The sequence below is a fragment of the Pseudomonas sp. NPDC089554 genome, from assembly GCF_050280645.1.
Lineage (GTDB): Bacteria > Pseudomonadota > Gammaproteobacteria > Pseudomonadales > Pseudomonadaceae > Aquipseudomonas.
In genome coordinates, this window is sequence record NZ_JBNNVR010000023.1 from 21,853 (window position 1) to 47,298 (window position 25,446).

At 63.2% G+C, this 25,446-nt stretch carries 24 protein-coding genes and 1 pseudogene; all 25 read left to right on the plus strand.

Annotated features, from left to right (window positions below):
* The first annotated feature begins 46 nt into the window (after positions 1-46).
* The 25 genes and pseudogenes from pseC to ACQKPE_RS09920 all read left to right on the plus strand — a co-directional run bounded on the left by pseC (position 47) and on the right by ACQKPE_RS09920 (position 25,405).
* Positions 47-1,228, plus strand: a complete 1,182-nt coding sequence (pseC, locus tag ACQKPE_RS09800) for a UDP-4-amino-4,6-dideoxy-N-acetyl-beta-L-altrosamine transaminase (RefSeq protein ID WP_427665315.1) — start codon at positions 47-49, stop codon at positions 1,226-1,228.
* A complete protein-coding gene (gene pseF, locus ACQKPE_RS09805) occupies positions 1,221-1,946 on the plus strand; it encodes a pseudaminic acid cytidylyltransferase (protein WP_427665317.1) in 726 nt (241 codons plus the stop codon). The genes pseC and pseF overlap by 8 nt, the downstream gene beginning before the upstream one ends.
* A complete protein-coding gene (pseG, locus tag ACQKPE_RS09810; protein ID WP_427665318.1) occupies positions 1,943-3,418 on the plus strand; it encodes a UDP-2,4-diacetamido-2,4,6-trideoxy-beta-L-altropyranose hydrolase in 1,476 nt (491 codons plus the stop codon). The genes pseF and pseG overlap by 4 nt, the downstream gene beginning before the upstream one ends.
* A 3-nt stretch (positions 3,419-3,421) precedes the next feature.
* Positions 3,422-4,474: a pseudaminic acid synthase gene (gene pseI / locus ACQKPE_RS09815; protein WP_427665320.1), complete on the plus strand. Its 1,053-nt coding sequence runs from the start codon at positions 3,422-3,424 to the stop codon at positions 4,472-4,474.
* A 282-nt stretch (positions 4,475-4,756) separates the two neighbouring features.
* Positions 4,757-5,701: a ketoacyl-ACP synthase III gene (locus tag ACQKPE_RS09820; protein WP_427665322.1), complete on the plus strand. Its 945-nt coding sequence runs from the start codon at positions 4,757-4,759 to the stop codon at positions 5,699-5,701.
* Positions 5,702-5,797: 96 nt separating this feature from the next.
* On the plus strand, positions 5,798-7,090 hold the full coding sequence (locus tag ACQKPE_RS09825) for a motility associated factor glycosyltransferase family protein (RefSeq protein ID WP_427665323.1): 1,293 nt from the start codon (positions 5,798-5,800) through the stop codon (positions 7,088-7,090).
* Entirely contained in the window at positions 7,087-7,335 is a 249-nt protein-coding gene (locus ACQKPE_RS09830) for a hypothetical protein (protein ID WP_427665325.1), read from the plus strand. The genes ACQKPE_RS09825 and ACQKPE_RS09830 overlap by 4 nt, the downstream gene beginning before the upstream one ends.
* A gap of 217 nt (positions 7,336-7,552) precedes the next feature.
* Entirely contained in the window at positions 7,553-8,407 is an 855-nt protein-coding gene (locus tag ACQKPE_RS09835) for a flagellin domain-containing protein (protein ID WP_427665327.1), read from the plus strand.
* A 70-nt stretch (positions 8,408-8,477) separates the two neighbouring features.
* Entirely contained in the window at positions 8,478-8,831 is a 354-nt protein-coding gene (locus ACQKPE_RS09840; protein ID WP_427665329.1) for a flagellar protein FlaG, read from the plus strand.
* A gap of 83 nt (positions 8,832-8,914) precedes the next feature.
* The gene (fliD, locus tag ACQKPE_RS09845) at positions 8,915-10,324 is read left to right on the plus strand and encodes a flagellar filament capping protein FliD (RefSeq protein WP_427665331.1); all 1,410 of its coding nucleotides are present in this window, start codon (positions 8,915-8,917) and stop codon (positions 10,322-10,324) included.
* A gap of 151 nt (positions 10,325-10,475) precedes the next feature.
* Entirely contained in the window at positions 10,476-10,856 is a 381-nt protein-coding gene (gene fliS / locus ACQKPE_RS09850; protein ID WP_427665333.1) for a flagellar export chaperone FliS, read from the plus strand.
* A gap of 28 nt (positions 10,857-10,884) precedes the next feature.
* Positions 10,885-11,181 (plus strand): flagellar protein FliT, encoded by a 297-nt coding sequence (gene fliT, locus ACQKPE_RS09855; protein WP_427665334.1) that lies wholly within the window; start codon positions 10,885-10,887, stop codon positions 11,179-11,181.
* 167 nt (positions 11,182-11,348) lie between these two features.
* Positions 11,349-12,823, plus strand: a pseudogene (gene fleQ, locus ACQKPE_RS09860) (transcriptional regulator FleQ).
* A 117-nt stretch (positions 12,824-12,940) separates the two neighbouring features.
* The gene (locus ACQKPE_RS09865; RefSeq protein WP_427665336.1) at positions 12,941-14,158 is read left to right on the plus strand and encodes a sensor histidine kinase; all 1,218 of its coding nucleotides are present in this window, start codon (positions 12,941-12,943) and stop codon (positions 14,156-14,158) included.
* The gene (locus ACQKPE_RS09870) at positions 14,155-15,528 is read left to right on the plus strand and encodes a sigma-54-dependent transcriptional regulator (protein WP_427665338.1); all 1,374 of its coding nucleotides are present in this window, start codon (positions 14,155-14,157) and stop codon (positions 15,526-15,528) included. Before ACQKPE_RS09865 ends, ACQKPE_RS09870 begins: the two co-directional genes overlap by 4 nt.
* Before the next feature lie 104 nt (positions 15,529-15,632).
* On the plus strand, positions 15,633-15,965 hold the full coding sequence (fliE, locus tag ACQKPE_RS09875; RefSeq protein ID WP_427665340.1) for a flagellar hook-basal body complex protein FliE: 333 nt from the start codon (positions 15,633-15,635) through the stop codon (positions 15,963-15,965).
* 14 nt (positions 15,966-15,979) lie between these two features.
* Positions 15,980-17,758, plus strand: coding sequence for a flagellar basal-body MS-ring/collar protein FliF (fliF, locus tag ACQKPE_RS09880; protein ID WP_427665342.1), 1,779 nt, complete (start codon positions 15,980-15,982; stop codon positions 17,756-17,758).
* Positions 17,751-18,770 carry a flagellar motor switch protein FliG gene (gene fliG, locus ACQKPE_RS09885; protein WP_427665344.1) on the plus strand — a complete coding sequence of 340 codons (1,020 nt, stop codon included), beginning with the start codon at positions 17,751-17,753 and terminating at the stop codon, positions 18,768-18,770. Before fliF ends, fliG begins: the two co-directional genes overlap by 8 nt.
* 163 nt (positions 18,771-18,933) lie before the next feature.
* On the plus strand, positions 18,934-19,689 hold the full coding sequence (gene fliH / locus ACQKPE_RS09890; protein WP_427665345.1) for a flagellar assembly protein FliH: 756 nt from the start codon (positions 18,934-18,936) through the stop codon (positions 19,687-19,689).
* Complete coding sequence (gene fliI / locus ACQKPE_RS09895; RefSeq protein WP_427665347.1) at positions 19,679-21,040, plus strand: flagellar protein export ATPase FliI; 1,362 nt, start codon at positions 19,679-19,681, stop codon at positions 21,038-21,040. Before fliH ends, fliI begins: the two co-directional genes overlap by 11 nt.
* Positions 21,041-21,046: 6 nt before the next feature.
* Complete coding sequence (gene fliJ, locus ACQKPE_RS09900; RefSeq protein WP_427665349.1) at positions 21,047-21,499, plus strand: flagellar export protein FliJ; 453 nt, start codon at positions 21,047-21,049, stop codon at positions 21,497-21,499.
* 84 nt (positions 21,500-21,583) lie between these two features.
* On the plus strand, positions 21,584-21,892 hold the full coding sequence (locus ACQKPE_RS09905) for an STAS domain-containing protein (protein WP_427665351.1): 309 nt from the start codon (positions 21,584-21,586) through the stop codon (positions 21,890-21,892).
* A gap of 7 nt (positions 21,893-21,899) precedes the next feature.
* The gene (locus ACQKPE_RS09910; RefSeq protein WP_427665352.1) at positions 21,900-23,591 is read left to right on the plus strand and encodes an ATP-binding SpoIIE family protein phosphatase; all 1,692 of its coding nucleotides are present in this window, start codon (positions 21,900-21,902) and stop codon (positions 23,589-23,591) included.
* Positions 23,592-23,639: 48 nt separating this feature from the next.
* Complete coding sequence (locus tag ACQKPE_RS09915) at positions 23,640-23,987, plus strand: Hpt domain-containing protein (protein WP_427665354.1); 348 nt, start codon at positions 23,640-23,642, stop codon at positions 23,985-23,987.
* A gap of 74 nt (positions 23,988-24,061) precedes the next feature.
* Positions 24,062-25,405 (plus strand): flagellar hook-length control protein FliK, encoded by a 1,344-nt coding sequence (locus ACQKPE_RS09920; protein ID WP_427665355.1) that lies wholly within the window; start codon positions 24,062-24,064, stop codon positions 25,403-25,405.
* The last annotated feature ends 41 nt before the right edge of the window (positions 25,406-25,446 follow it).

Below are 25,446 nucleotides of genomic sequence, written 5' to 3' on the forward strand. Positions count from 1 at the left end.
TCCTCCCCAAAGGCCGAGCGATAGATTCCTGCGCAGGGTCGCTGGCGTGATTCCTTATGCCCGACAAAGCATCGATCAGGCGGACATCGCCGCGGTCGTCGAGGTTTTGCAGTCCGACTGGCTGACCCAAGGGCCAATGGTCGAGCGTTTCGAGCAAGCCATCGTCCAGTACTGTGGCGCACGTTACGCAGTGGCGGTGTGCAACGCCACTGCTGGTTTGCACCTGGCCTGCCTGGCTGCCGGCCTCGGCAAGGGGGATTGGCTGTGGACCACTCCCATCAGCTTTGTCGCGTCGGCGAACTGTGGGCGCTACTGCGGGGCCGAGGTCGATTTCGTCGATATCGATCCGCACACCTGGGCGCTCGATGCCGGCGCACTTGCGGTGAAGCTCGAACGCGCCGCCCGGGAGGGACGCCTGCCCAAGGTGGTGGTTGCCGTGGCTTTCGCCGGTCAAAGCGCCGACATGCGTTCGATCGCGGCATTGGCCCGGCAATACGGTTTCACGCTGATCGAGGATGCTGCCCACGCGATAGGTGCGCGTTATGCGGGTGTGGCGGTTGGCTGTGGCGAATTCGCTGACATGACGGTATTCAGCTTTCACCCGGTCAAGATCATTACCGCAGCCGAAGGCGGCATGGTCCTTACCAATCGGGCGGACCTGGACAAGCGCTTGCGCTTGCTGCGAAGCCATGGGGTCACTCGTGACCCCAGCCAGATGACCGAAGAATGCCATGGTGGCTGGTACTACCAGCAACTCGAACTGGGGTTCAACTACCGCATTACCGACCTGCAAGCCGCCCTTGGCCTTTCCCAGTTGACGCGATTGGAGGCGTTCCTCGCCCGTCGCCGAGAGCTGGCCGCTCGCTACCAGCATCTGCTCGCGCAGCTGCCGGTAAGCGTTCAGGCACCCCAGCAGGAGGCCGAGTCCGCCTGGCACCTGTTCGTGGTGCGGGTGCACAGCGATCGTGTTGCGCGTTCGCACCGGGAAATCTTCGACGGTATGCGGGCTGCTGGGGTCGGGGTCAACCTTCACTACATCCCCATTCACTTGCAGCCCTATTACCGCGATTTGGGGTTCAAGCCTGGGGATTTTCCGCAGGCCGAAGCGTATTACACGCAGGCCCTGAGCTTGCCGATGTACCCCGACCTGACCGATGCCCAGCAGGATCACGTGGTCGACAGTTTGCGCAGGTTGCTGGAGCTGCCGGTGGACTGTGTGCATGACTGAACGTATGGGAAATAACGTCGCGATCATTCCAGCTCGCGGTGGCAGCAGCCGAATCCTGCGCAAGAACCTCAAGACCTTCGCCGGGATGCCGATCATCGCCCACTCGATCCTCACGGCGCGCGCCAGTGGTTTGTTCGATCAGGTGGTGGTCAGTACCGACGATCCTGAAATCGAGGCGGTGGCCCGTGATTACGGGGCGCAGGTGCCTTTTCGCCGGCCAGCACACCTGGCCGATGATTATGCGACCACCCATTCGGTGATCAGTCATGCCCTACAGACACTGTTGAGCCAGGGCCAAGACCTGACTCATGCCTGTTGCATCTATGCCACGGCACCGTTCCTGCAGCAGCGCTACCTGCATGAAGGGTTGGCGTTGTTGCACCAGCACCCTGAGCGTTCCTTCGCCTTTTCGGTGAGTGGTTTCGGTTTCCCTGTGCAGCGGGCGCTGATGCTGGATACCCAGGGGGCGGTGGCGCCGCTGTATCCACAGTTCCGTGAGACCCGATCGCAGGACCTGGCGCCGGCCTATCAGGATGCCGGTCAGTTCTACTGGGGGCGGGTGTCGGCCTGGCTGGAAAACGAGGTGCTTTACTCCGAGCGCAGCTTGCCGGTGATCATTCCCCGGCATTTGGTCCAGGACATCGACACCGAGGACGATTGGCTACGTGCGCAGTACCTGTACGAGGCGCTCAAGGCGGGCGGGGAACTGGATCGGTGAAGGTACTGGTACGGGCCGACGCTTCTTCGTCCATCGGTATCGGTCATACGGCACGCTGCTTGACCCTGGCCCATGCCTTGCGCGCGCACGGGGCGCAGGTCAGCTTTGCGTGCTGCCTGCTTGACGGTCACCGTCGGGCCGCCATCGAGCAAGAGGGCTTCGAGGTTTTCGCCTGGTCGCAACCCAGGGACGTGCCAGGCATCGAGCGCTGGGCTGCGGATATCGCCGAGCTGGTTGAGGCCCTGCCGGTGCACGCGCGCTTCGACTGGGTGATTGTCGACCATTACGGCTTGGATGCCCGCTGGGAACACGCCGCCCGGGCATTCGCCCAACGTATCGCAGTGATAGACGACCTGGCCAACCGTGAGCATGCGGCCGATCTTTTGTTGAATCAAAACTTCAATGCCAGCGAGGCGTTCTACGCGAACCGGTTGCCAGCGGCATGCCGTCGTTTGTTGGGGCCACGCTATGCGTTGGTCCGGCCCGCGTTCCAGGGCTCGGCGATTGCGCCGATGGACTCGGCACGACGGGTTCTGGTCAGCTTCGGCGGCTTCGATGTGGCCGGCATGCTGCCCAAGACCTTGCAGGCGCTGTCCGCACTGCAAGGGCTGCAGGTGACCTGCATCGCCGGGCTCGGGGGCGACCAGGACGAGCGGCTTAGGCAGTTGTGCGATCGCCATGAGGGCTGGGAGCTGCATGCCTATGTCGACGACCTGCCAGCGCGGATGGCGGCGGCGGACCTGTTCATCGGTGCTGCAGGCGGCACTACCTGGGAGCGCGCAGTCATGGGCTTGCCAAGCCTGTGCGTGAGCGTGGCCGACAACCAGCGGGCCAACGCGCAAGCCATGGCCCAGGCGGGCATGCACCTTTACTTGGGCGAGGCGGGGCAGATCGACGTGGCGACGTTGCGCCAGGCGATTGCCCTGCTGCTGGGCAACCAGGGCTTGCGCCAGAGTTTCGCCGAGCGCAGTCGTGCGCAGGTCGATGGCCGCGGCGCGCAGCGGGTGGCGGTGGCTTTACTGGGCGACGGGTTTGTCTTGCGCCCGGCGCGCCTCGAGGATGCGCGGCTGCTGTTTGACGGGCGTAACGCGCCCGAGGTGCAACGCCGCTCGCTACAGGCGCAGGCACTGGACTGGACGGCGCATCAAGCCTGGCTGGCCGCCACATTGTCGGATTCGCAGCGCCTGCTGCTGATCGCCGAAACCGGCGATGGGCCGGTGGGTAGCGTGCGCTACGATCGTTTGCCGGGTGAGCGGGTGCGGGTGTCGCTGTATCTGTTCGCAGGGCGTTTCGGCCTGGGTTGGGGTAGGGCACTGCTCGCCCGTGGCGAGGCCTGCGTACGTGCGCGCTGGCCAGACCTGCAGGCGATCGAGGCCCAGGTGCTCCCCGACAACCAGGCATCATTGCAATTATTTGCGAGTGCAGGCTTCGCTCAGTCGCCGTGCTCGTTCGAACGGGTATTTCCGGAGTAGCCCATGAACAGTTTCAACATCGGGCACCGTTGTGTTGGCCCAGACCAGCCACCGCTGGTGATCGCGGAAATGAGCGGCAACCACAACCAGTCGCTGGCACGTGCCCTGGAGATCGTCGAGGCGGCAGCGGCTGCGGGTGCTCATGCGCTGAAATTGCAGACCTACACCGCCGATACCATGACCCTGGACCTGGCACACGGCGAGTTCTTTATTGCCGACCCGAATAGCCTCTGGGATGGGTCGTCGCTCTATGCGCTTTACGAAAAAGCCCACACTCCTTGGGAATGGCATCGGCCGATTTTCGAGCGCGCCCGTGAGCTGGGCATGCTGGCCTTTTCCACACCGTTCGACGAAACGTCGGTGGATTTTCTGCAAAGCCTGGACGTGCCTGCCTACAAGATCGCCAGCTTCGAGAACACCGACCTGCCACTGATCCGCAAAGTGGCGGCCACCGGCAAGCCGATGATCATTTCCACCGGCATGGCCAGCCTCGCGGAGCTTGAGCGCACCGTGCAGGTGGCGCGGGAGGCGGGGTGTCGTGACCTGGTGTTGCTCAAGTGCACCAGCACCTACCCGGCGAGCCCGCACAACAGCAACGTGCTGACCATCCCGCACATGCGCGAGCTGTTCGGTTGCCAGGTTGGCTTGTCGGATCATTCTACGGGTGTTGGTGTGGCGGTGGCGGCGGTGGCCCTGGGCGCCACGGTGGTCGAGAAGCACTTTACCCTTGACCGCAGCGATGGCGGCGTGGATGCGGCGTTCTCCCTTGAGCCTGCAGAAATGGCGGCGCTGGTTCAGGAAACCGAACGTGGCTGGCAGTCGCTGGGGCGAGTGCACTATGGCGCGACCCAGGCCGAGGAGGCCTCGCGGCGTTTCCGTCGTTCGCTGTACGTGGTGCGTGACATGGTCGCTGGCGAGGTCTTCGACCGCAGCAATGTGCGCGCTATCCGTCCGGGCCTGGGGCTGGCGCCAGGGCATCTCGACGCGGTACTCGGGCGCAAGGCCCGGCACGCGCTTACCCGCGGTACGGCGCTGGACTGGTCGCTGCTCGACTGAAAGCAGCTGCTCGCAGGCGCCTTGCCTGCGCGGTGCCCGCACACTGACAACCCCAATGCCTGGGTGACGGGCCCAGGCAAAATATGCGATTGTCTCAAAATATTCGTGACCTATCGGTCAGAGCGGGCATCTTCCTCTGTAACCATAAATGGGGTCGTGTGCGAACGCCGCATGCCTGCCTCTGCCTGCCGCCCAGTCCACCGGGCGACGGATCCCGTTTTTCAGGCACCGCTCGAGCCATCCGAGCGGTGGTATTGAGCTGTTATTTATTGGGAAGCCATGATGATCGGCATTAAAAGCATCGCGAGCTATGTGCCCGCTGCCGGCCTGGACAACTATGTACAAGGCGCCAAATTCGGCAAGGACGAAGCGTTCATGTTCGGCAAGATCGGCGCGAGCTTCCTGCCCCGCAAGTCTGACGAGCAGGAAACCTCCGACCTGTGTGTCGAGGCCGTCAATAATTTGTTCGCTGCCAACCCCGACCTCAAGCGCGAATCCATCGATGCGCTGATCGTCGTTACCCAGAACGGTGACGAGGAAGGCCTGCCGCACACCGCGGCCATCGTCCAGGACAAACTCGGCCTGCCGACCCATGTCGCGGCGTTCGATATTTCCCTGGGCTGCTCCGGTTATGTCTATGGCATCTATGCGCTTAAGGGTTTCATGGAGGCCACGGGCCTGAAGAACGGCCTGCTGGTGACCGCCGACCCGTACTCCAAGATCGTCAACCCCGAAGACCGCAACACCACCATGCTGTTCGGCGATGCCGCCACCGCCACCTGGATGGGCGAAGACGCCGTCTGGCAGCTGGGCAAGTCGAAATTCGGCACCGACGGCGCAGGGGCGCCTCATCTGAAGATCACCGACGGCGAGTTCTACATGAACGGCCGTCAGGTATTCAATTTCGCCCTGGTCAAGGTGCCGGCGCACCTGCATGAGTTGCTGGGTGAGTCGGGCCTGCAGAACCAGGATATCGACGCCTTCTGCATCCATCAGGGCAGTGCGGCGATCGTCGATGCGGTGGCGCGCCGCTTCGAGGAAGATCCGGAGAAGTCCCAGGCCGACAAGTTCGTCAAGGACATGCTGGAAACCGGCAATACCGTGTCCTCGAGCATTCCGTTGCTGTTGCAGAAGCACATGTTCGACGGCACCTGGAAACGCGTGGCGATAAGCGGCTTCGGGGTCGGCCTGTCGTGGGGCTCGGCCATTCTGCACAAGGCCGATTGAACACCGCTTGTGCTCGCCGCCTTGGCGGGCGAGCACTTCGCAGCCATTGGCCAGTAGGATAATCTCCAGTGTTTTGCGGGCAAAGGAAGCTCAACCATGAGCGAGTTTTTCCAGCGTAACGCTGAGGTGCTGCTGGGCCGTTGGCCGGCGCTGTTCGAGCGCCTGCACGGCGAGGAGGGGGGCGCCCTCGAGGTCGAGTTGGTGGAAGGCTTGGGCTCGACACTGAGCGTCTGCGGCATTCAGCTCACCAGCCGCCACGACCGGCTTGCCGAAGCGCGCATGCAGGCGGCCAGCTTGCCCGCGCACAGCCCCATCGTTCACCTGTATGGCGTGGGCCTGGGCGACTTGCCACGTGTGTTGCTGGAGCGCCCTGGGCTCGTCCAGTTGCAGGTCTACCTGCTCAATGGCGCACTCTTCCTACAGGTGTTGCAACTGCTCGATCAGTCCGACTGGCTTGCCGACCCACGGGTCGAGTTGGCCTATGCCGGCGACAGTGCGGAAATTGCCCTGCCGTTCTTCGCCTCGCCATCGGAGTTGGTGTTGGCCGATGACTTCAATGCGAAGATCCGCGATCGACTGATCAGCGAAGCGCACCTGTCGGACAACAACCGTGCCTTCGATGTGGCCGACCCGCGCCTGCAGAAACTGCTCGAAGACAGCCTGCCGCTGCTGCGCCAAGACCCTGACGTGGCGGCTCTGTTCGATACCCAGGCCGGGCGTGATTGCTATGTGATCGCCACTGGCCCCACATTGGCCGGGCACCTGCCGGCCTTGGCGAGGGTCCGCGCACAAGCCGGGCGGCCGCTGTTCATCTGTGTCGACACCGCTTACCTGCCACTTTTACGCGCTGGTATTCAGCCCGACATCGTGGTCAGCGTCGACCATAAGATCCGCCTGCGTCACTTGCCGCCCGACGATTCGGCGGCGACCGCCCTGGTGTACATGCCGATGCTGGATGTCGAGTTGCTGGGCAATTGGCGTGGGCCCCGCTACAGCGCGTATTCGGCCAGTGCGCTGTATGCGCAGGTGCGCCAAGCGATACCACGTGCCGAGTTGTTCGTTGGTGGCAGTGTGATTCACCCCGCGGCGGACCTGGCGGTAAAGATGGGGGCGGGGCGCATTACCCTGTTCGGCGCCGATTTCGCCTTTCCGGGCGATCGTACCCACACGGGCTGGGACGATGGTGTCCTGGGGCCTGCGGTCTCGGCGGCGCGGCACTGGGTGCTGGACGGCTATGGCCAGCGGGTGCGTACCCAGCTCAACTTCCGCGGCTACCTGATCGAGTTGGAGCGGTTTATTGCGCGTCATCCCCAGGTACGCTTCCAAAACACCAGCCGAGCGGGCGCGCAGATCGCCGGTACCACATTCGACACGGAGTTCTGCTCGTGAGTGCCATCGATCAAGACGACGCCCTGCGTGAATGCGCCGCACTGTTCCGTCTGGGGCGGGATGTAGCGGGGGCTCTGCGCATGGTCGAGCTGTTCGAGGCCGTGTTGCCGCAAATCGAGCCCCAGGCCGGGGCGGTGGTGCTGCAGGCCATGCTCGATGCGCAGCAGCGCCAGGACTGGTTGGCACTGGCCGACTACCTCGAATACGAGTTGCTGCACCTGGTCGAGCAGGGCGCTTCGCACTGAAGTGTGATGTCGATCACGCTTCGTGGTTGCAGGGGTGGGATGGGGGGGTGGCTGTAAGGCCCGGTTTACAAGGGGTGGCGCCGTGATGGCATTTTTTTTTGGCAAAACCCTAAAGCAACTTGCAAAACCGACGATAACCATTACGAAGGTTCTCTAGGCCACACCCGGCGGACGCCAGGGCCGGAAGCCACAGTATCCATCCAACGAGGAATTCGTCATGGCTTTAACCGTAAACACCAACACCACTTCGCTGGGCGTGCAGAAGAACCTGAACAAAGCTTCCGACGCGCTGAGCACCTCGATGACTCGTCTGTCTTCCGGCCTGCGTATCAACAGCGCCAAAGACGACGCCGCCGGCCAGCAGATCGCCAACAAGCTGCAAACCATGGTTACCGGTACCACCGTTGCCATCAAGAACGCCAACGACGGTAACTCGATCACCCAGACCGCTGAAGGCGCACTGTCGGAAATCACCAACATCCTGCAGCGTATGCGTGAACTGGCTCTGCAGTCCCGTAACGACTCCAACGGCACCACTGAACGCGCTGCTCTGAACAAAGAGTTCGCTGCCAAGTCGGACGAGATCACTCGTATCGCCACCTCCACCACCTTCGGTACCAACAAGCAGCTGCTGAACGGCACTGCTGGCACCATGGAGTTCCAGGTTGGCGCGATGACTGGCACCAGCCAGATCCTGAGCGTTTCGATGAGCACCTCGTTCGCCGCTTCCACCCTGGCTGTCGGCACTGGCACCCTGGCGATCTCGGGTACTTCCGACTCCGCCGTTCACACTGCCGTTGACGGCGCGATCACCGCGATCGACGCCGCCCTGCAAACCGTTGACAACAAGAAGTCGGACCTCGGTGCTATCCAGAACCGCTTCCAGTCGACCATCAACAACCTGCAGAGCATGAACGAGAACTCGGCTGCCGCCATGGGCCGTGTTCAGGACACCGACTTCGCCGCAGAAACCGCTCAGCTGACCAAGCAGCAGACCCTGCAGCAAGCTTCGACCGCAGTTCTGGCCCAGGCCAACCAGCTGCCATCCGCTGTACTGAAACTGCTTCAGTAATAGTGCGATGAAGTTCAGCGAGGGGGTGTGCATACGCTCCCTCGCTTTTTACTTTCAGAGGTGATGTGCGATGGACATAAGCGTAAAGTCGAGCCCGTCGTATCCGATGTCTACGGCTCTTGGCAACGTCTACAAGGATGAGTCGGTCGAGAAAGCCTCCGGGCAGGCCTTCAAGGCATCGCAGCAAGACGCTCCGAAGAGCGAGGTCGAGCTACACTCGGCCGTGAAGGAAATACAGGATTTCGTCCAGTCGTTGCAGCGCAACCTGGAATTTTCGGTGGATGATTCCACTGGTACGTGGGTCGTCAAGGTCGTTGCCCGCGACAGCGGTGAGGTTATCCGGCAGATTCCGTCGGAAACCGCGCTGGAGTTGGCCCGGAACATGCAAGGTGTCAACAGCCTGCTCTTCGACGAGAAAGTCTGACGATCCGCAGGTCATTTCAACGGTTGTCGTGGTGCTGGTGAGGCACCTCAGCGTGTCGGCGTCGAGCAGAAAAGGAGAAGGTAATGGCAAGTCCAATTTTACCGGGTTTGGGGCTGGGTTCCGGTCTCGATACCACGGCCATTGTGAAGGCCCTGGTCGATGCAGAGAAAACCCCCAAGCAAAGCCAGCTCGACCGCCGTACGTCGGCGAACACCGCATCGATTTCGGCGATAGGTAACCTCAAGAACGCGCTGTCGACCTACTCTGCCGCGCTGAAGAAGCTCAATGACACCACTAACCCGGCATTCCTCGGGTCGACGGCTGTTTCCTCCAACGACAAGTACGTCAAGGCCACCGCCGGCGCTTCGGCGGTCAATGGCAGCTATTCGATCCAGGTGTCCCAGCTGGCCACGGCGTCGCGGGTGGCCAGCCAGCGTTTCACTGACGCAAACTCCGTGGTGTCCGCCGGTGGTGGCACGCTGACCATCACCCAGAATGGCACCAATATCGACGTTGCCATTCCGGCCAATGCCACGTTGCAGCAGACCCGTGACGCGATCAACGCCCATGCCGGCTCCAAAGGCTTTACCGCCAACGTCGTCAACGACGGTACTGGCTCGCGGCTGGTGATCAGTTCCGACACCATGGGCGAGGGTTCGGACATTTCCGTTTCCGGCGTGCTGACCATCGACCCCGCAGCGGAAATGACCGCTGGTGGTGGTGCTGGCCGCGTAGGCGAGCTGGCCAAGGATGCTGTGTTCGAAATCGACGGCATGCAGCTCACCAGCAAATCCAATAAGGTCGATAACGCCGTTAGCGGCATGACCTTCGAGCTGCTTGCCAAGACCGAAACGCTGTCGCCGGTGAGTGTCAGCGTTTCCGCGAACACCGAGGGCCTGAAGAAGTCGGTGCAGTCGTTCGTCGATGCCTACAATGCGTTGGTGCTTGCCGTCAACACGGTCAGCGTCTCGACCAAGGATGCGCAGGGCAACTGGAAGTCGCCGGCCCTGGCAGGCGACCCTGCGATACGCGGCATGCTTGCCGCCATGCGTAACGAGCTGGTGGTGCCCAATAGCGGTGGTTCGGGGCAGCTCAGCGTGCTTTCGCAGCTGGGTATCAATACCGTTCAGGGCAGTGGCATGCTGGAATTCAACAGCACCACGTTCACCAAGGCGATCAATGAGCAGCGGCTGGGTGGAGAAGTCCAGAACCTGTTCAACGGTGAAAACGGTCTGCTCAATCGCATGACCAAGGCCATGGAGCCCTTCTCCACCACCGGTGGCGTGCTGGATGAGCGCAGCAAAACGCTCGAGGTCGCCAAAAAAGGCCTTGGCGTGGAGCAGAGCGCGCTGGATGCCCGCATCAAGGACCTGGAAAGCTCGCTGACCAAGAAGTACAACAACATGGATACCTTGGTCGGCCAGTTGAACGCTCAGCGCGATAGCGTGATGTCCTTCTTCGACGCCATGAACGCCCAGCGGAAGAACTCCTGACCCCGCATGAGGCTTCGGCCTGTGCTACAAGTCAGCGCCAAAAGCCCGGCAACGCGTGACGCGCTGCCGGGCTTTTCGTATTCTTGCTAAAGTTTTTTGACGCCGCGCCGATAGCCCGGTCATACAGCAACCCCGTGGTGACGAGGTACTCATGAATCCAATGTTAGCCCTTCGGCAGTATCAGAAGATTGGCGCCCAGGCGCAGACTTCCGAGGCGAGCCCCCATCGTCTGGTGCAGATGCTCATGGAGGGTGGCCTAGACCGTATCGCGCAGGCCCATGGTGCGATGCAGCGTAACGACATCGCTGGCAAGGGCATCGCCATCGGCAAGGCCATCGGCATCATTGGCGGGCTGCGCGAAGGCCTGGATCGGGACAACATGACCGACGAGCTCAATCGCCTCGACAACCTCTACCTGTACATGACGCGTCGCCTGAGCGAGGCCAACATGAAGAATGACCCGTCGATACTCGATGAGGTCAGGGACTTGCTGGTCACGGTCAAGGAAGGCTGGGACGCGATCGGCGCCTAGTCGGCGGCCCTGTGAAGCGGGAGGTGGTATGAGCGAGGTAATCGAGCGTATCGAGCGCACGCGTGACGAGTTGCTGGCTGCGCTGGCCAGTCGTGACTGGCAGGCGGTCGGTGAGCTTGACCTTGAGTGCCGTGTTTGCGTCGAGGATGTGCTGGCCGAAGCGCTCAGCAACGAGGCTGAAGTGCGTTCGAGCCTTGAGCAATTGCTGCAGGTCTACGGGCAGTTGATCGAGGTTGCAAGTGGCGAGCGTCAATCGATAGTCGACGAAATGACGCAGATGCGTCAGGCGCAAAGTGCGGCAAAGGTATACCATCTGTTCAGCTGATCGCTGGATGATACAAAAAGCTTTGCGCCATAAATTTGACTATGGGCTGTTTTTTGACTTAACTAGTGGCTGTTTTCGACAATCAGACGTCCGAACACTGACCATTCAGTCGGAATGATCTCGAGCCTGCCTGCGGGCGCCGATATGACTAGGGAAGTTGCTATTTAATGTGGCGTGAAACCAAGATCCTTCTGATCGATGACGACAGCGAACGCCGCCGCGATCTGGCGGTGGTCCTGAACTTTCTCGGTGAAGAGAACCTCTCCTGTTCCAGTAGCGACTGGCAGCAGTCGGTCGAGGTATTGTCCTCGAGCCGCGAGGTGCTCTGCGTGCTGATCGGCACTGTCAATGCACCGTCCAGCATTCTGGGCGTGCTTAAGACCGTGGCGGCCTGGGATGAGTTCCTTCCTGTCCTGCTTTTAGGTGAAATTTCTTCTGCGGACTTCCCGGAAGAGCTTCGCCGTCGCGTGCTTTCCAACCTGGAAATGCCGCCAAGCTACAGCCAGTTGCTCGATTCGCTGCACCGCGCACAGGTCTATCGCGAAATGTACGACCAAGCGCGCGAGCGCGGTCGTCAGCGCGAGCCGAACCTGTTTCGCAGCCTGGTGGGCACCAGTCGGGCGATCCAGCACGTGCGCCAGATGATGCAGCAGGTGGCCGATACCGATGCCAGCGTGTTGATCCTTGGTGAGTCTGGCACTGGCAAGGAAGTGGTGGCGCGTAACCTGCACTACCACTCCAAGCGCCGCGAGGCGCCGTTCGTGCCGGTCAACTGCGGTGCGATTCCGGCGGAGCTGCTGGAAAGCGAGCTGTTTGGCCACGAGAAAGGTGCCTTCACCGGTGCGATCACCAGCCGCGCAGGCCGTTTCGAGCTGGCCAACGGCGGTACGTTGTTCCTCGACGAGATCGGCGACATGCCGCTGCCGATGCAGGTCAAGCTGCTGCGTGTGCTGCAGGAGCGTACCTTCGAGCGCGTGGGCAGCAACAAGACCCAAAGCATTGATGTGCGCATCATTGCCGCGACCCACAAGAACCTCGAGAACATGATCGAGGAAGGGCCTTCCGCGAAGACCTGTACTATCGCCTGAATGTCTTCCCCATCGAGATGGCGCCGCTGCGCGAGCGGGTCGAGGACATTCCGCTGCTGATGAACGAGCTGATCTCGCGCATGGAGCACGAGAAGCGCGGCTCGATTCGCTTCAACTCGGCGTCGATCATGTCGCTGTGCCGCCATGGCTGGCCGGGCAACGTGCGTGAGCTGGCCAACCTAGTCGAGCGCATGGCCATCATGCACCCCTACGGGGTCATTGGCGTGGCCGAGCTGCCGAAGAAGTTCCGCTATGTCGATGACGAGGACGAGCAGTTGGTAGACAGCCTGCGCAGCGACCTCGAGGAGCGCGTGGCGATCAATGGCCACACGCCGAACTTCTCCAGTCACGCCATGCTGCCGCCTGAAGGCCTGGACCTGAAGGACTACCTCGGTAGCCTGGAGCAGGGGCTGATCCAACAGGCGCTGGACGATGCCAACGGTATCGTCGCCCGCGCCGCCGAGCGCTTGCGCATTCGCCGTACCACGCTGGTGGAGAAGATGCGCAAGTACGGCATGAGCCGTCGCGACGGCGAAGATGCGGTCGACGAGTAACGTCCTCGCATGAACAAGGGCCGCTTAGCGGCCCTTGTTTTTTGGGGTCCGGCACGGCCTTTGCTACACCGCTGGCAACATACCGTTTTTATGACGGTGGCCACGCGAGAAAGCACGATGCCACAGTTCGCCCAGATTTCCCGAGCCCAAGACCCGCAGGCGCGCACCCCGGCCGAGCAGGAAAGCCGTCAGGGTCTTGAACAAGCCTTTGCCCTGTTCAACCAGGTCTCCGGCCAGCTCAGCGAGTCCTACAGCATGCTCGAGGCGCGGGTCAGCGAGCTCAAGGGCGAGCTGGCGGTGGTCAGCGCCCAGCGCATGGCCGAGCTGGGTGAAAAGGAACGTCTGGCCAATCGTTTGCAGAACCTGCTCGACCTGCTGCCGGGCGGTGTGATCGTCATCGATGGCCAGGGGCTGGTGCGCGAGGCCAACCCGGCAGCGTGCGATTTGCTGGGCGAACCCTTGGTGGGGGAGCTGTGGCGCCAGGTTATCGCCCGCAGCTTCGCGCCGCGCGAGGATGACGGCCACGAGGTCTCGCTGCGCGATGGCCGTCGATTGTCCATTGCCACGCGCTCGCTGGATGCCGAGCCTGGCCAACTGGTATTGCTCAACGACCTCACCGAAACCCGCCGCTTGCAAGGCCAGCTGGCGCGCCATGAGCGCCTGTCGGCGCTGGGGCGCATGGTGGCGTCCCTGGCTCACCAGATCCGCACTCCCTTGTCTGCCGCCATGCTCTATGCAGGCCACCTGGCCGATGACGAGCAGCAACTGCCGGCCCAGACCCGTCAACGCTTTGCCACCCAGCTCAAGGAGCGCCTGCACGAGCTCGAGCACCAGGTGCGCGACATGCTGGTGTTCGCCCGCGGCGAGCTGCCGCTGGGCGACCGCGTGACGCCCAAGGCGTTGTTCCAGGCGCTTCAGCAGGCGGCGCAATCCCATGTGCAGGGGCATTCGGTGCGCTGGCAGTGCGACACCCACCTGGGTGAGCTGCTGTGCAACCGCGATACCCTGGTCGGTGCCTTGCTCAATTTGATCGACAACGCCCTGCAAGCCAGCCCTGAACCTGCGCGGCTGAAGGTGCACCTGTACCGTCGCGAGCAAAACCTGCACCTGTGTGTCAGTGATGCAGGCAGCGGGATCGATGGGCAATTGCTGGCACGCCTGGGCGAGCCTTTCCTCACCACCAAATCGACAGGTACCGGGCTTGGCCTGGCCGTGGTCAAGGCGGTTGTGCGCGCGCACCAGGGCGAGCTGGCGCTGCGTTCGAAAGTGGGGCGTGGCACCTGCGTACGGGTGGTATTGCCGCTGATCGTTGCGCAATCTTCGCAGGAGGCATGATGGTCAAGGTATTGCTGGTCGAGGATGACCGAGTTCTGCGTCAGGCGCTGTCCGACACCTTGGAAATCGGCGGCTTCGAGCACCGCGCCGTGGGCAGTGCCGAAGAGGCGTTGCAGGCAGTGGCGCAAGATGCCTATGGCTTGGTGGTCAGTGATGTGAACATGCCTGGCATGGACGGCCACCAGTTGCTGGCCCAACTGCGCCGCCATCACCCGCAGTTGCCGGTGCTGCTGATGACCGCCCATGCGGCAGTAGAGCGCGCGGTGGAGGCCATGCGCCAAGGTGCGGCAGATTACCTGGTCAAGCCGTTCGAGCCCAAGGCCCTGCTCAGCCTGGTCGAGCGCCACGGCGCGGGGCATGTGGCATCCGACGAGCAGGGGCCTGTGGCTGCGGAGCCTGCCAGTCGGCAGTTGCTGGAGTTGGCGGCAAGGGTGGCGCGTAGCGACTCCACGGTGTTGATCTCGGGTGAGTCGGGCACCGGCAAGGAAGTGCTGGCGCGCTATATCCACCAACAGTCGGCGCGCGCGGCGAATCCCTTCGTGGCAATCAACTGCGCGGCGATCCCGGACAACATGCTCGAGGCCACGCTGTTCGGCCACGAGAAGGGCGCCTTCACCGGTGCCATTGCCGCTCAGGCAGGCAAATTCGAGCAGGCCGAAGGTGGCACCTTGCTGCTCGACGAAATTTCGGAAATGCCGTTGGGGTTGCAGGCCAAGCTGCTGCGCGTGTTGCAGGAGCGTGAAGTGGAGCGGGTGGGGGGGCGCAAGCCGATCGCCCTGGATATTCGCGTGGTGGCCACCACCAACCGCGACCTGGCTGGCGAAGTCGCCGCTGGACGCTTCCGTGAAGACCTGTTCTATCGGTTGTCGGTTTTCCCACTCGCCTGGCGGCCATTGCGCGAGCGTAGTGCCGATATTCTGCCGCTGGCCGAGCGCCTGCTGAATCGCCATGTGAGCAAGATGAAACACGCACCGGTGCGCTTGTCGGCGCAGGCGCGCGACTGCCTGCAGGGCTACGCCTGGCCTGGCAACGTGCGTGAGCTGGACAACGCCTTGCAGCGGGCGTTGATCCTGCAGCAGGGCGGGGTGATCGAGGCGGCGGATTTCTGTCTGGCCGGCGCCATTCCATTGTCGAATAGTGTGGATGATGTCATTGAGATATCATCTCTCGAAACCAGCGCCGAGTCCAGTGGCCTGGGCGACGATATGCGTCGCCATGAATTCCAGATGATCATCGACACCTTGCGCGCCGAGCGCGGTCGTCGCAAGGAAGCCGCCGAGCGCCTCGGGATCAGCCCGCGAACGCTGCGCTACAAGCTGGCGCAGATGCGCGATGCAGGGCTCGACGTAGAGGCCAGCCTGTACGGCTGACAAGGGTTTTAAGCTATCGCGGCGCGGCTGGCATTCTTGTTGCTAGCTTCAGCGTATCCGCCGCATGAGTGTCAAAAAAATGCGGCCGCCGGAGAGAGAGATTCATGAGCCAAGGTGTTGAATTCAATCGTCTGATGTTGGACATGCGCGCCATGCAGGCCGATGCCATGTCGCTGCCCAAGGTCACTGCGGCGCCTGAACTGGCACCGGGGCAGAGCAGCTTTGCCGACATGCTCGGCCAGGCCATCAACAAGGTCAGTGACACCCAGCAGGCCTCCAACCAGCTGGCCAATGCCTTCGAGATCGGCAAGAGCGGCGTCGACCTCACTGACGTGATGATCGCCTCGCAAAAGGCCAGTGTCTCGTTCCAGGCCCTGACCCAGGTGCGCAACAAGCTGGTGCAAGCGTACCAAGACATCATGCAGATGCCGGTTTGAGGACGAATTGAGTCATGGCCGAAGCAGTCGTCGATAACGCCCCCGCCAAGAGCGGCCCGCCAGCGGCAAAGCCGCCGCTGTTCGGCATGGCGTTCCTGGAAAACATCTCGCAGATGCCCATGTTGCGTCAGGTCGGCCTGTTGGTCGGGTTGGCCGCCAGCGTGGCGATCGGCTTTGCCGTCGTGCTCTGGTCGCAGCAGCCGGACTACCGTCCGCTGTACGGCAGCCTGGCCGGGATGGACACCAAGCAGGTCATGGAAACCCTGGCCGCCGCCGACATTCCCTATACCGTCGAGCCCAATTCCGGCGCGCTGCTGGTCAAGGCCGACGATCTTTCCCGTGCGCGCCTGAAGCTCGCCGCGGCGGGTGTGGCGCCCAGCGATGGCAACATCGGCTTCGAGATCCTCGATAAAGAGCAGGGTCTGGGCACCAGCCAGTTCATGGAAGCCACCCGCTACCGTCGTGGCCTGGAAGGCGAACTGGCGCGTACCGTTTCCAGCCTGAACAACGTCAAGGCCGCACGTGTGCACCTGGCGATCCCGAAAAGCTCGGTGTTCGTGCGTGACGAACGCAAGCCCAGCGCCTCGGTACTGGTCGAGCTGTTCCCGGGCCGTGCCCTGGAAGCCGGCCAGGTGATGGCGATCGTCAACCTGGTCGCCACCAGCGTGCCGGAACTGGACAAGTCCCAGGTCACTGTGGTCGACCAGAAAGGCAACCTGCTCTCCGACCAACTGCAAGACACCGCGCTGACCATGGCCGGCAAGCAGTTCGACTACAGCCGCCGCATGGAAGGCATGCTCACCCAGCGTGTGCACAACATCCTGCTGCCGGTGCTGGGCAACGACCGCTACAAGGCCGAAGTGTCCGCCGACGTCGATTTCAGCGCCACCGAGTCCACCTCCGAGCAGTTCAACCCCGACCAGCCGGCCCTGCGCAGCGAGCAGGCGGTCAACGAGCAGCGTGCCAGCAGCCAAGGCCCGCAGGGCGTACCGGGTGCACTGAGCAACCAGCCGCCAGCCGGCGCCAACGCGCCGGAAAACGCCACCGGCACTGCTACGCCTGCGGGTGCCATCCAGCCCGGCCAGCCGCTGGTGGATGCCAACGGCCAGCAGATCATGGACCCGGCCACCGGCCAGCCGATGCTCGCGCCTTATCCGTCCGACAAGCGCACGCAAAGCACCAAGAACTTCGAGCTGGACCGCTCGATCAGCCACACCCGCCAGCAGCAAGGTCGCCTGACCCGCCTGTCGGTGGCCGTGGTAGTGGACGACCAGGTCAAGCTCGACGCTGCAACCGGCGAAGCCACCAACACCCCCTGGAGCGCCGAGGACCTGGCACGCTTCACCCGCTTGGTACAAGACGCGGTGGGCTTCGATGCCAGCCGTGGCGACAGCGTGACGGTGATCAACGTGCCGTTCTCCGCAGACCGTGGTGAGGCGCTGGTAGACATTCCGTTCTACTCGCAGCCATGGTTCTGGGACATCGTCAAGCAAGTGCTGGGTGTGCTGTTCATCCTGGTGCTGGTATTCGGCGTGCTGCGCCCTGTGCTCAACAACATCACTGGCGGCAACAAGAGTGCGGCCAACGACAGCGACATGGAACTGGGCGGCATGATCGGCCTGGACGGCGAGCTGGGTAACGATCGGGTCAGCCTTGGCGGCCCGAGCAGTATCCTGCTGCCAAGCCCTACCGAGGGCTACGAAGCGCAACTGAACGCAATCAAGGGCCTGGTGGCCGAAGACCCGGGCCGCGTCGCCCAGGTCGTGAAAGAGTGGATCAACGCCGATGAGTGACAACCGAGCCGTTACCGCCAAGCTGAGCCGCGTCGACAAGGCGGCGATCCTGTTGCTGTCCCTGGGCGAGACCGATGCGGCCCAGGTGCTGCGCCACATGGGCCCGAAGGAAGTGCAGCGGGTGGGGGTGGCCATGGCGCAGATGGGCAACGTGCACCGCGAGCAGGTCGAGCAGGTGATGAGCGAGTTCGTCGAGATCGTCGGCGACCAGACCAGCCTGGGCGTGGGCTCGGACGGTTATATCCGCAAGATGCTCAACCAGGCCCTGGGCGAGGACAAGGCCAACGGCCTGATCGACCGCATCCTGCTGGGTGGCAACACCAGCGGCCTGGACAGCCTCAAGTGGATGGAGCCGCGCGCCGTCGCCGACGTGATCCGCTACGAGCACCCGCAGATCCAGGCCATCGTGGTCGCCTACCTCGACCCCGACCAGGCCGGTGAAGTGCTGAGCAATTTCGACCACAAGGTGCGCCTGGACATCGTCCTGCGCGTGTCGTCGCTCAATACCGTGCAGCCAGCGGCGCTCAAGGAACTGAACCAGATTCTCGAGAAGCAGTTCTCGGGCAACTCCAACGCTGCGCGCACCACCCTGGGTGGTATCAAGCGCGCTGCCGACATCATGAACTTCCTCGACAGCTCCGTGGAAGGCCAGCTGATGGACTCGATCCGCGAGATCGATTCCGACCTGTCCGAGCAGATCGAAGACCTGATGTTCGTCTTCAACAACCTGGCCGATGTCGACGACCGCGGTATCCAGGCGCTGCTGCGCGAAGTGTCTTCCGACGTGCTGGTGGTGTCGCTCAAGGGTGCCGACGAGCGGGTCAAGGACAAGATCTTCAAGAACATGTCCAAGCGTGCCTCGGAACTGCTGCGCGACGACCTCGAAGCCAAGGGCCCGGTGCGGGTCAGCGACGTGGAGACGGCGCAGAAGGAAATCCTCACCATTGCCCGTCGCATGGCCGAGGCCGGCGAGATCGTGCTCGGCGGCAAGGGCGCCGAGGAAATGATCTAAGCGGCTTCGTGTATGCCTGTCGACTGGCGCTACCCCGTGTGGGAGCGGGCTTGCCTGCGAAGGCGCCAGGTCAGGCGAAGCGTTGTTCCTGCTGACGCGTTCGCGGGCAAGCCCGCTCCTACAGGGACCGCGTCGGTCGAACCTGGTTTGAGAATCTGACAGCATGTCCACCAAAGAACACCTCAGTGACCTGATCCGCGCCCGCGACCTCGAGGGTGTCGACGTCTGGACGCTGCCCAGTTTCGACCCTGAGCCCGAGCCTGAACCCGAGCCCGAGGTGATCGAGGAGGAAGTCGAGGAGATACCGCTGGAGGAAGTCCAGCCGTTGACCCTCGAAGAGCTCGAAGCCATTCGCCAGGAGGCCTACAACGAAGGTTTCGCCACCGGCGAGCGCGAGGGTTTCCACAGTACCCAGATCAAGGTTCGCCAGGAGGCCGAGGTGGCCTTGGCGGCCAGGCTTGCCGACCTCAAGCAACTGATGACGCACCTGCTCGATCCGATCGCCGAGCAGGACAAGCAGATCGAGCAGACCTTGGTGCACCTGGTTGCGCACCTCACCCGCCAGGTGATCTGCCGCGAATTGCGCACCGACTCCAGCCAGATCACCCACGTGCTGCGCGAGGCGCTGAAGCTGCTGCCGATGGGGGCCGACAACATCCGCATCCACCTCAACCCGCAGGACTTCGAGCAGGCAAAAGCCCTGCGCGAACGCCATGAGGAGAGTTGGAAGCTGCTCGAGGACGAGGCCCTGCTGCCTGGCGGTTGCCGTATCGAGACGGCCCATAGCCGCATCGACGCCACCATGGAAACGCGCATGGAAAAAGCCGTGTCGCAGCTGTTCGACCAGCTCCACGACCAGGCCCTGCACCCGGCTACGCCAGACCTTTCCATCGAATTGGGCGAACCCGATGCGCCTTGACCGCACCAGTTTCGGCAAGCGCCTGGGCACCTACGCCGAGGCGATAACGCTGCCTGAGCAGCCGGTGGTGGAGGGGCGTCTGCTGCGCATGGTCGGCCTGACCCTGGAGGCCGAGGGGTTGCGCGGTGCGGTGGGTAGCCGCTGCATGGTGATCAACGACGACAGCTACCACCCGGTCCAGGTGGAGGCCGAGGTGATGGGCTTCTCCGGCTCAAAGGTATTCCTCATGCCGGTCGGCAGTATCGCCGGTATCGCACCCGGCGCGCGGGTCGTGCCGCTGGATGACAGCGGCCGTCTGCCCATGGGCATGAGCATGCTCGGGCGGGTGCTCGACGGTGCTGGTCGTGCATTGGACGGCAAGGGCGGCATGCGCGCCGAAGACTGGGTGCCGATGGATGGGCCGATCATCAACCCGCTCAACCGCGACCCGATCAGCCAGCCATTGGACGTCGGCATCCGCAGCATCAACGGCCTGCTCACGGTCGGTCGTGGCCAGCGCCTTGGCCTGTTCGCCGGTACCGGTGTCGGTAAGTCGGTGCTGTTGGGCATGATGACCCGCTTCACCGAAGCCGAGATCATCGTGGTCGGGCTGATCGGTGAACGGGGCAGGGAAGTGAAGGAATTCATCGAGCACATCCTGGGCGAGGAGGGCCTCAAGCGCTCCGTGGTGGTCGCATCACCTGCCGACGATGCGCCGCTGATGCGCCTGCGTGCTGCCATGTATTGCACGCGTATCGCCGAGTATTTCCGCGACAAGGGCAAGAACGTGCTGTTGCTGATGGACTCGCTGACCCGTTTCGCCCAGGCCCAGCGTGAAATCGCCCTGGCCATCGGCGAGCCGCCGGCTACCCGCGGCTACCCGCCTTCGGTGTTCGCCAAGCTGCCCAAGCTGGTGGAGCGCGCCGGTAATGGCGAGGCCGGTGGTGGCTCGATCACCGCGTTCTATACCGTGCTGTCCGAAGGTGACGACCAGCAGGACCCGATCGCCGACTCGGCGCGCGGTGTGCTCGATGGTCACTTCGTGCTGTCGCGGCGCCTGGCCGAAGAAGGGCACTACCCGGCGATCGACATCGAGGCCTCGATCAGCCGGGTGATGCCGCAGGTGGTCGATGCGGACCACCTGCGCCAGGCGCAGAAATTCAAGCAACTGTGGTCGCGCCTGTCGCAGAGTCGTGACCTGATCAGCGTGGGGGCCTATGTGGCCGGTGGCGACCCGGAAACCGACCTGGCCATTGCCCTGCAGCCGAAACTGGTGGGTTTCCTGCGTCAGGGCCTGGACGAGAACGTCGGCATGGCCCAGAGCCGCGACGAACTGGCGGCGGTGTTCGCATCGCCCACGGCTGGCGGCTGATAGCCCATGGCTCAGCCTACGCGAGCCGCGCGCCTGGCGCCGGTGGTGGACATGGCCGAGGACGCCGAGCGCAAGGCCGCCCAGCGCCTGGGCCACTTCCAGCAGCAGGTGGCCCAGGCCCAGGCCAAGCTTGCCGAACTCGAGCACTTTCGGGAGGGCTACCAGGCCCAATGGATCGACCGCGGTGGGCAGGGCGTCAATGGCAACTGGCTGGTCAGCTACCAGCGCTTCCTTGGCCAGTTGGAAACGGCCATGACCCAGCAGCGCCAGAGCTTGGCCTGGCACCAGAACAACCTCAACAACGCCCGCGGCACCTGGCAGCAGGCCTATGCTCGTGTGGAAGGCCTGCGCAAGCTGGTGCAGCGCTACCTGGAAGAGGCCCGGCGTGCCGAGGACAAGCGCGAGCAGAAGCTGCTCGATGAGCTGAGCCAGCGCCTGCCACGCCAGGCGCACCTGTAGCAGCGCAGCCTTCCCTTGCAGGCCCCACATCGGGCTGCTACACCTTGAGAAGACGTATTCGCCATCATCGAAGGAATCGCACGCATGGCAGTCGAAACTGATTTTTCACAGGATGAAAGAAAGCTGACGATCAAGGTCAAGGGTCGTTTCGATTTCGGCAAGCATCAGGAATTCAGGGATGCCTACGAGCGCCATTACCTGAAGCCTGCATCGGTGGTGGTGGTCGACTTGAAGGAGGCCACTTACCTGGACAGCTCGGCGCTGGGCATGCTCCTGCTGCTGCGCGATCACGCCGGCGGCGACGAGTCGGACATCCGCGTGGTGCATGCCAGCCCCGATGTGCGCAAGATCCTCGCTATCTCCAATTTCGAAAAGCTGTTCGACATCAGTTGAGCTAACCATGTCTACATCCCAGGCGCTGAGCGTACTGGTCGCCGAGGACGGGGCGGCCGACCGCCTGTTGTTGGCGCAGATCGTCCGGCGTCAGGGGCATGAGGTGTTCACCGCGGAGAACGGCGAGCAGGCGGTCGCGCTGTTCGCCGAAAAGCGCCCGCAGCTGGTGTTGCTCGATGCGCTGATGCCGGTGATGGACGGTTTCGAAGCGGCCCGCAGGATCAAGGCACTGGCCGGCGAGGCGCTGGTGCCGATCATCTTCCTTACTTCACTGAACGAAGAGCAGGCGCTGGTGCGTTGCCTGGAGGCCGGTGGCGACGACTTCATGGCCAAGCCCTACAGCGCGGTGATCCTCAATGCCAAGATCCGCGCCATGGACCGCCTGCGCCGCCTGCAGGCCACGGTGCTGGAGCAACGTGACCAGATCGCCCGGCACCACCATCACCTGCTCACCGAGCAGCGCGTGGCCAAGGCGGTGTTCGACAAGGTGGCGCATTCCGGCTGCCTGAGCTCGCCGAATATCCGCTACCTGCAGTCGCCCTACGCGCTGTTCAACGGCGACCTGCTGTTAGCGGCCTACACCCCCACCGGCGACATGCATGTGCTGCTCGGCGATTTCACCGGCCATGGCCTGCCGGCGGCGGTGGGCGCCATGCCATTGGCCGAAGTGTTCTACGGCATGACCGCCAAGGGCTACGGCCTGGTGGAAACGTTGCGCGAGATGAACGCCAAGCTCAAGCGCATCCTGCCGGTGGACATGTTCTGTTGCGCCGTGCTGCTCAGCCTGAATTTCCAGCGCGGCACGGTGGAAGTGTGGAATGGCGGCATGCCCGATGGCTACCGGTTGTCGGCGTCGGGCGAGGTGCTTTCGACGCTGCCCTCGCGGCATGTACCGCTGGGTATCCTGGCGCCGGAGCAATTCGACGACAGCACCGAGGTGATGCCGCTGCGCGTCGATGAGCGGTTGCTGTTGTTGTCCGATGGGGTGGTCGATAGCGGCGATGGGCACGAGCAGCTGTTTGGTGTCGAGCGCCTGCAAGCGGTGCTGGCGAGCAACCGCGACCCGGCGCTGCTGTTCGATGAAGTGATGCAGGCATTGGCCCGTTTCGGCGGTGCTGCGCGCGATGACATCAGCCTGTGCGACATTCGCATGCTCGCCCCGCAGCGCCAGAAGCTGTTGCCGATGATCTATTCCGACAGTGGGCGCTCCAGCCCGCTGGATTGGTCGCTATCCTTCGAAATGCGGGCCGACAGCTTGAAACGCTTCAACCCGGTGCCCTACGTGGTCCAGTTGTTGCAGGAAATCCATGGTCTGCGGCCCTTGGGCAGCCAGTTGTACAGCGTGCTCAGCGAGCTGTATTCCAACGCGCTGGAGCACGGGGTGCTGGGCCTGGACTCGAAGCTCAAGCGCGATGCCCAGGGTTTTGCCACCTATTACGACGCGCGCAAGCAGCGTTTGGCGCGTTTGCGTGATGGCACGGTGCATATCGACGTCAGGGTGGAACCGCTTGGGCGGGGTGGGCGTCTTATTATCGAGGTCCGCGACAGTGGTGCGGGTTTCGACGTGGCCAAGGTATTGTCGCGCCCCCTGCAGGAGCAAGGTTTTTGCGGGCGCGGCCTGAACCTGGTGCGCTGCCTTTGCCCGCAGGCCGAATGGCTGGAAGACGGGCGCCTGGCGCGTGTGGTGTTTGCCTGGTGAGCCCTGTGAAGGCTCAGGCATAATTCGGCTTGATCAAGGAGCGAACAAGTGACTGACATGAATATCGATCACAAAGTCCTCAGCGACCTGCAGGAGGTCATGGAAGATGGTTATCTGCAATTGCTGGAAACCTTCCTGGAAGATTCCGAGCGGCGCCTGAACCAGCTGCACGAAGCCAAGGACGCCGACGAGCTGGGCCTGGCGGCGCACAGCTTCAAGGGCAGCAGCAGCAACATGGGCGCAGTGGGCCTGGCGCGGCTGTGCCAGCAGCTTGAAGAGCGGGTGCGCCAGCAACCGCTGTATGGCATCGAGGACCTGATCAACCGCATCGACCAGGAATTTCTCGAAGTGCAACGCTTCTACCGCAGCGAGCGACAACGCGTATCTGCGGGCTAGTGCAAAACCTGGCGCGAGTTTTGCCTCTCTAAGCTCCAGACGCTTCTTCTGTTTCTGGCGCGGAGACCTTTTTCATGCCTGTCGCACCCAACCCATTACTGCAAAGCGGGCCCGCGAGCGTAGCCTCGCGCCCGTCCGTCAGTGCGCCGGATAAAATCCTGCAAGCCCCAGCCAGCCAGGCCGCGAGCTTCGACAAGGTGATGGCCAAGCAGGCCCGCGATGCCGTGCCTGCACGTGACGACAAGGCGCCGCAGGCCAAGCCCAACGACAAGCCCAATGGCAAGCCGGAGGTTGCCCAGGGCGGCAACAAGCCTGACGACAAGGCAACGCCGGTTGCCGATGGCGGCAATGATTTGCCAGCCAGCGACGTCAGCGATACGGCGCAGGCTGACCAGGGCAGTTCGCTGGATGCCAGCCTGGTCGCCGGCCAGGTCACCGATGCGCTGCCTGGCGGGCAGTTGCTCCAGGCCCAGGCCGAGGCAGTGGCGCCGGTTCTGCAGGCGGCCGTGCAGCCGCCTGTGGTAGCGCAACAGCCGTCGCTGCCCGTCGCGCCACCACCGGTGACGGAAGAAGCCGCGGCCGAAACCTTCGACCCCGAAGCCGACCCGCTGGCCAACCTGCCGACCTTGCGCCTGGCCCTGGAGCAGAACGCCCAAGCCAAAGGCGTCACCTCCGCGCACGCCAGCACCCGCAGCGAAACCACTCCACAACCGCAGGCTGACGCCGACGTCAACGCACAGGCTGCCGTCAATACCTTGGCGAACCTGGCCGACAAGCCCCAGGCCGATGCCGGTCAGTCCGAGCATGGCGACAAGGCTTTCACCGAGCTGCTGGGTGACGGCCTCAAGGATGTCAAAGGTGCGGCCAGCGACACCCGTGTCGATGACTTCGCCAACCGCCTGGCCAACCTGACCCAGGCGGTCACGCCGAAGACCGCCAATGCCGTACCGCCGAGCAACCCGCTGCACCAGCCGTTGCAGATGAACCAGGGTGCCTGGAGCGAGGGCTTGGTGAACCGGGTGATGTACTTGTCCAGCCAGAACCTCAAGTCGGCGGATATCCAGCTCGAGCCCGCTGAGTTGGGGCGCCTGGACATTCGTGTCAATGTGGCGACGGACCAGTCCACCCAGATCATCTTCATCAGTGGCCACGCTGGCGTACGTGAGGCTCTCGATAACCAGGCCTATCGCCTGCGTGAGCTGTTCGCCCAGCAAGGGTTGGCCCAGCCTGATGTGAACGTCGCCGACCAGTCCCGTGAGCAGCAGCAACAGCAGGCCCAGCAGGGCGGCTCGAACTTCTCCGGTGTAGCCGCGCGCCGTGCCGAGGAGGGTGGCGAGGCCGATGAGCTGGCCGATGCTTCGCGGCCGGTGGAGCGCCAGACGGTCATCGGCGACAGTGCGATCGACTATTACGCCTGAGCCATCAGCGTCGCCCTCATCGCGGGCTTGTCCCGCGATGA

Excerpts from the sequence above, each read along its gene's own strand:
- pseF (WP_427665317.1), top strand. The coding sequence starts at position 1,221 with ATGACTGAACGTATGGGAAATAACGTCGCGATCATTCCAGCTCGCGGT.
- pseI (WP_427665320.1), top strand. The coding sequence starts at position 3,422 with ATGAACAGTTTCAACATCGGGCACCGTTGTGTTGGCCCAGACCAGCCA.
- ACQKPE_RS09820 (WP_427665322.1), top strand. The coding sequence starts at position 4,757 with ATGATCGGCATTAAAAGCATCGCGAGCTATGTGCCCGCTGCCGGCCTG.
- ACQKPE_RS09825 (WP_427665323.1), top strand. The coding sequence starts at position 5,798 with ATGAGCGAGTTTTTCCAGCGTAACGCTGAGGTGCTGCTGGGCCGTTGG.
- ACQKPE_RS09835 (WP_427665327.1), top strand. The coding sequence starts at position 7,553 with ATGGCTTTAACCGTAAACACCAACACCACTTCGCTGGGCGTGCAGAAG.
- ACQKPE_RS09840 (WP_427665329.1), top strand. The coding sequence starts at position 8,478 with ATGGACATAAGCGTAAAGTCGAGCCCGTCGTATCCGATGTCTACGGCT.
- fliD (WP_427665331.1), top strand. The coding sequence starts at position 8,915 with ATGGCAAGTCCAATTTTACCGGGTTTGGGGCTGGGTTCCGGTCTCGAT.
- fliS (WP_427665333.1), top strand. The coding sequence starts at position 10,476 with ATGAATCCAATGTTAGCCCTTCGGCAGTATCAGAAGATTGGCGCCCAG.
- fliT (WP_427665334.1), top strand. The coding sequence starts at position 10,885 with ATGAGCGAGGTAATCGAGCGTATCGAGCGCACGCGTGACGAGTTGCTG.
- ACQKPE_RS09865 (WP_427665336.1), top strand. The coding sequence starts at position 12,941 with ATGCCACAGTTCGCCCAGATTTCCCGAGCCCAAGACCCGCAGGCGCGC.
- ACQKPE_RS09870 (WP_427665338.1), top strand. The coding sequence starts at position 14,155 with ATGATGGTCAAGGTATTGCTGGTCGAGGATGACCGAGTTCTGCGTCAG.
- fliE (WP_427665340.1), top strand. The coding sequence starts at position 15,633 with ATGAGCCAAGGTGTTGAATTCAATCGTCTGATGTTGGACATGCGCGCC.
- fliF (WP_427665342.1), top strand. The coding sequence starts at position 15,980 with ATGGCCGAAGCAGTCGTCGATAACGCCCCCGCCAAGAGCGGCCCGCCA.
- fliG (WP_427665344.1), top strand. The coding sequence starts at position 17,751 with ATGAGTGACAACCGAGCCGTTACCGCCAAGCTGAGCCGCGTCGACAAG.
- fliH (WP_427665345.1), top strand. The coding sequence starts at position 18,934 with ATGTCCACCAAAGAACACCTCAGTGACCTGATCCGCGCCCGCGACCTC.
- fliI (WP_427665347.1), top strand. The coding sequence starts at position 19,679 with ATGCGCCTTGACCGCACCAGTTTCGGCAAGCGCCTGGGCACCTACGCC.
- fliJ (WP_427665349.1), top strand. The coding sequence starts at position 21,047 with ATGGCTCAGCCTACGCGAGCCGCGCGCCTGGCGCCGGTGGTGGACATG.
- ACQKPE_RS09905 (WP_427665351.1), top strand. The coding sequence starts at position 21,584 with ATGGCAGTCGAAACTGATTTTTCACAGGATGAAAGAAAGCTGACGATC.
- ACQKPE_RS09910 (WP_427665352.1), top strand. The coding sequence starts at position 21,900 with ATGTCTACATCCCAGGCGCTGAGCGTACTGGTCGCCGAGGACGGGGCG.
- ACQKPE_RS09920 (WP_427665355.1), top strand. The coding sequence starts at position 24,062 with ATGCCTGTCGCACCCAACCCATTACTGCAAAGCGGGCCCGCGAGCGTA.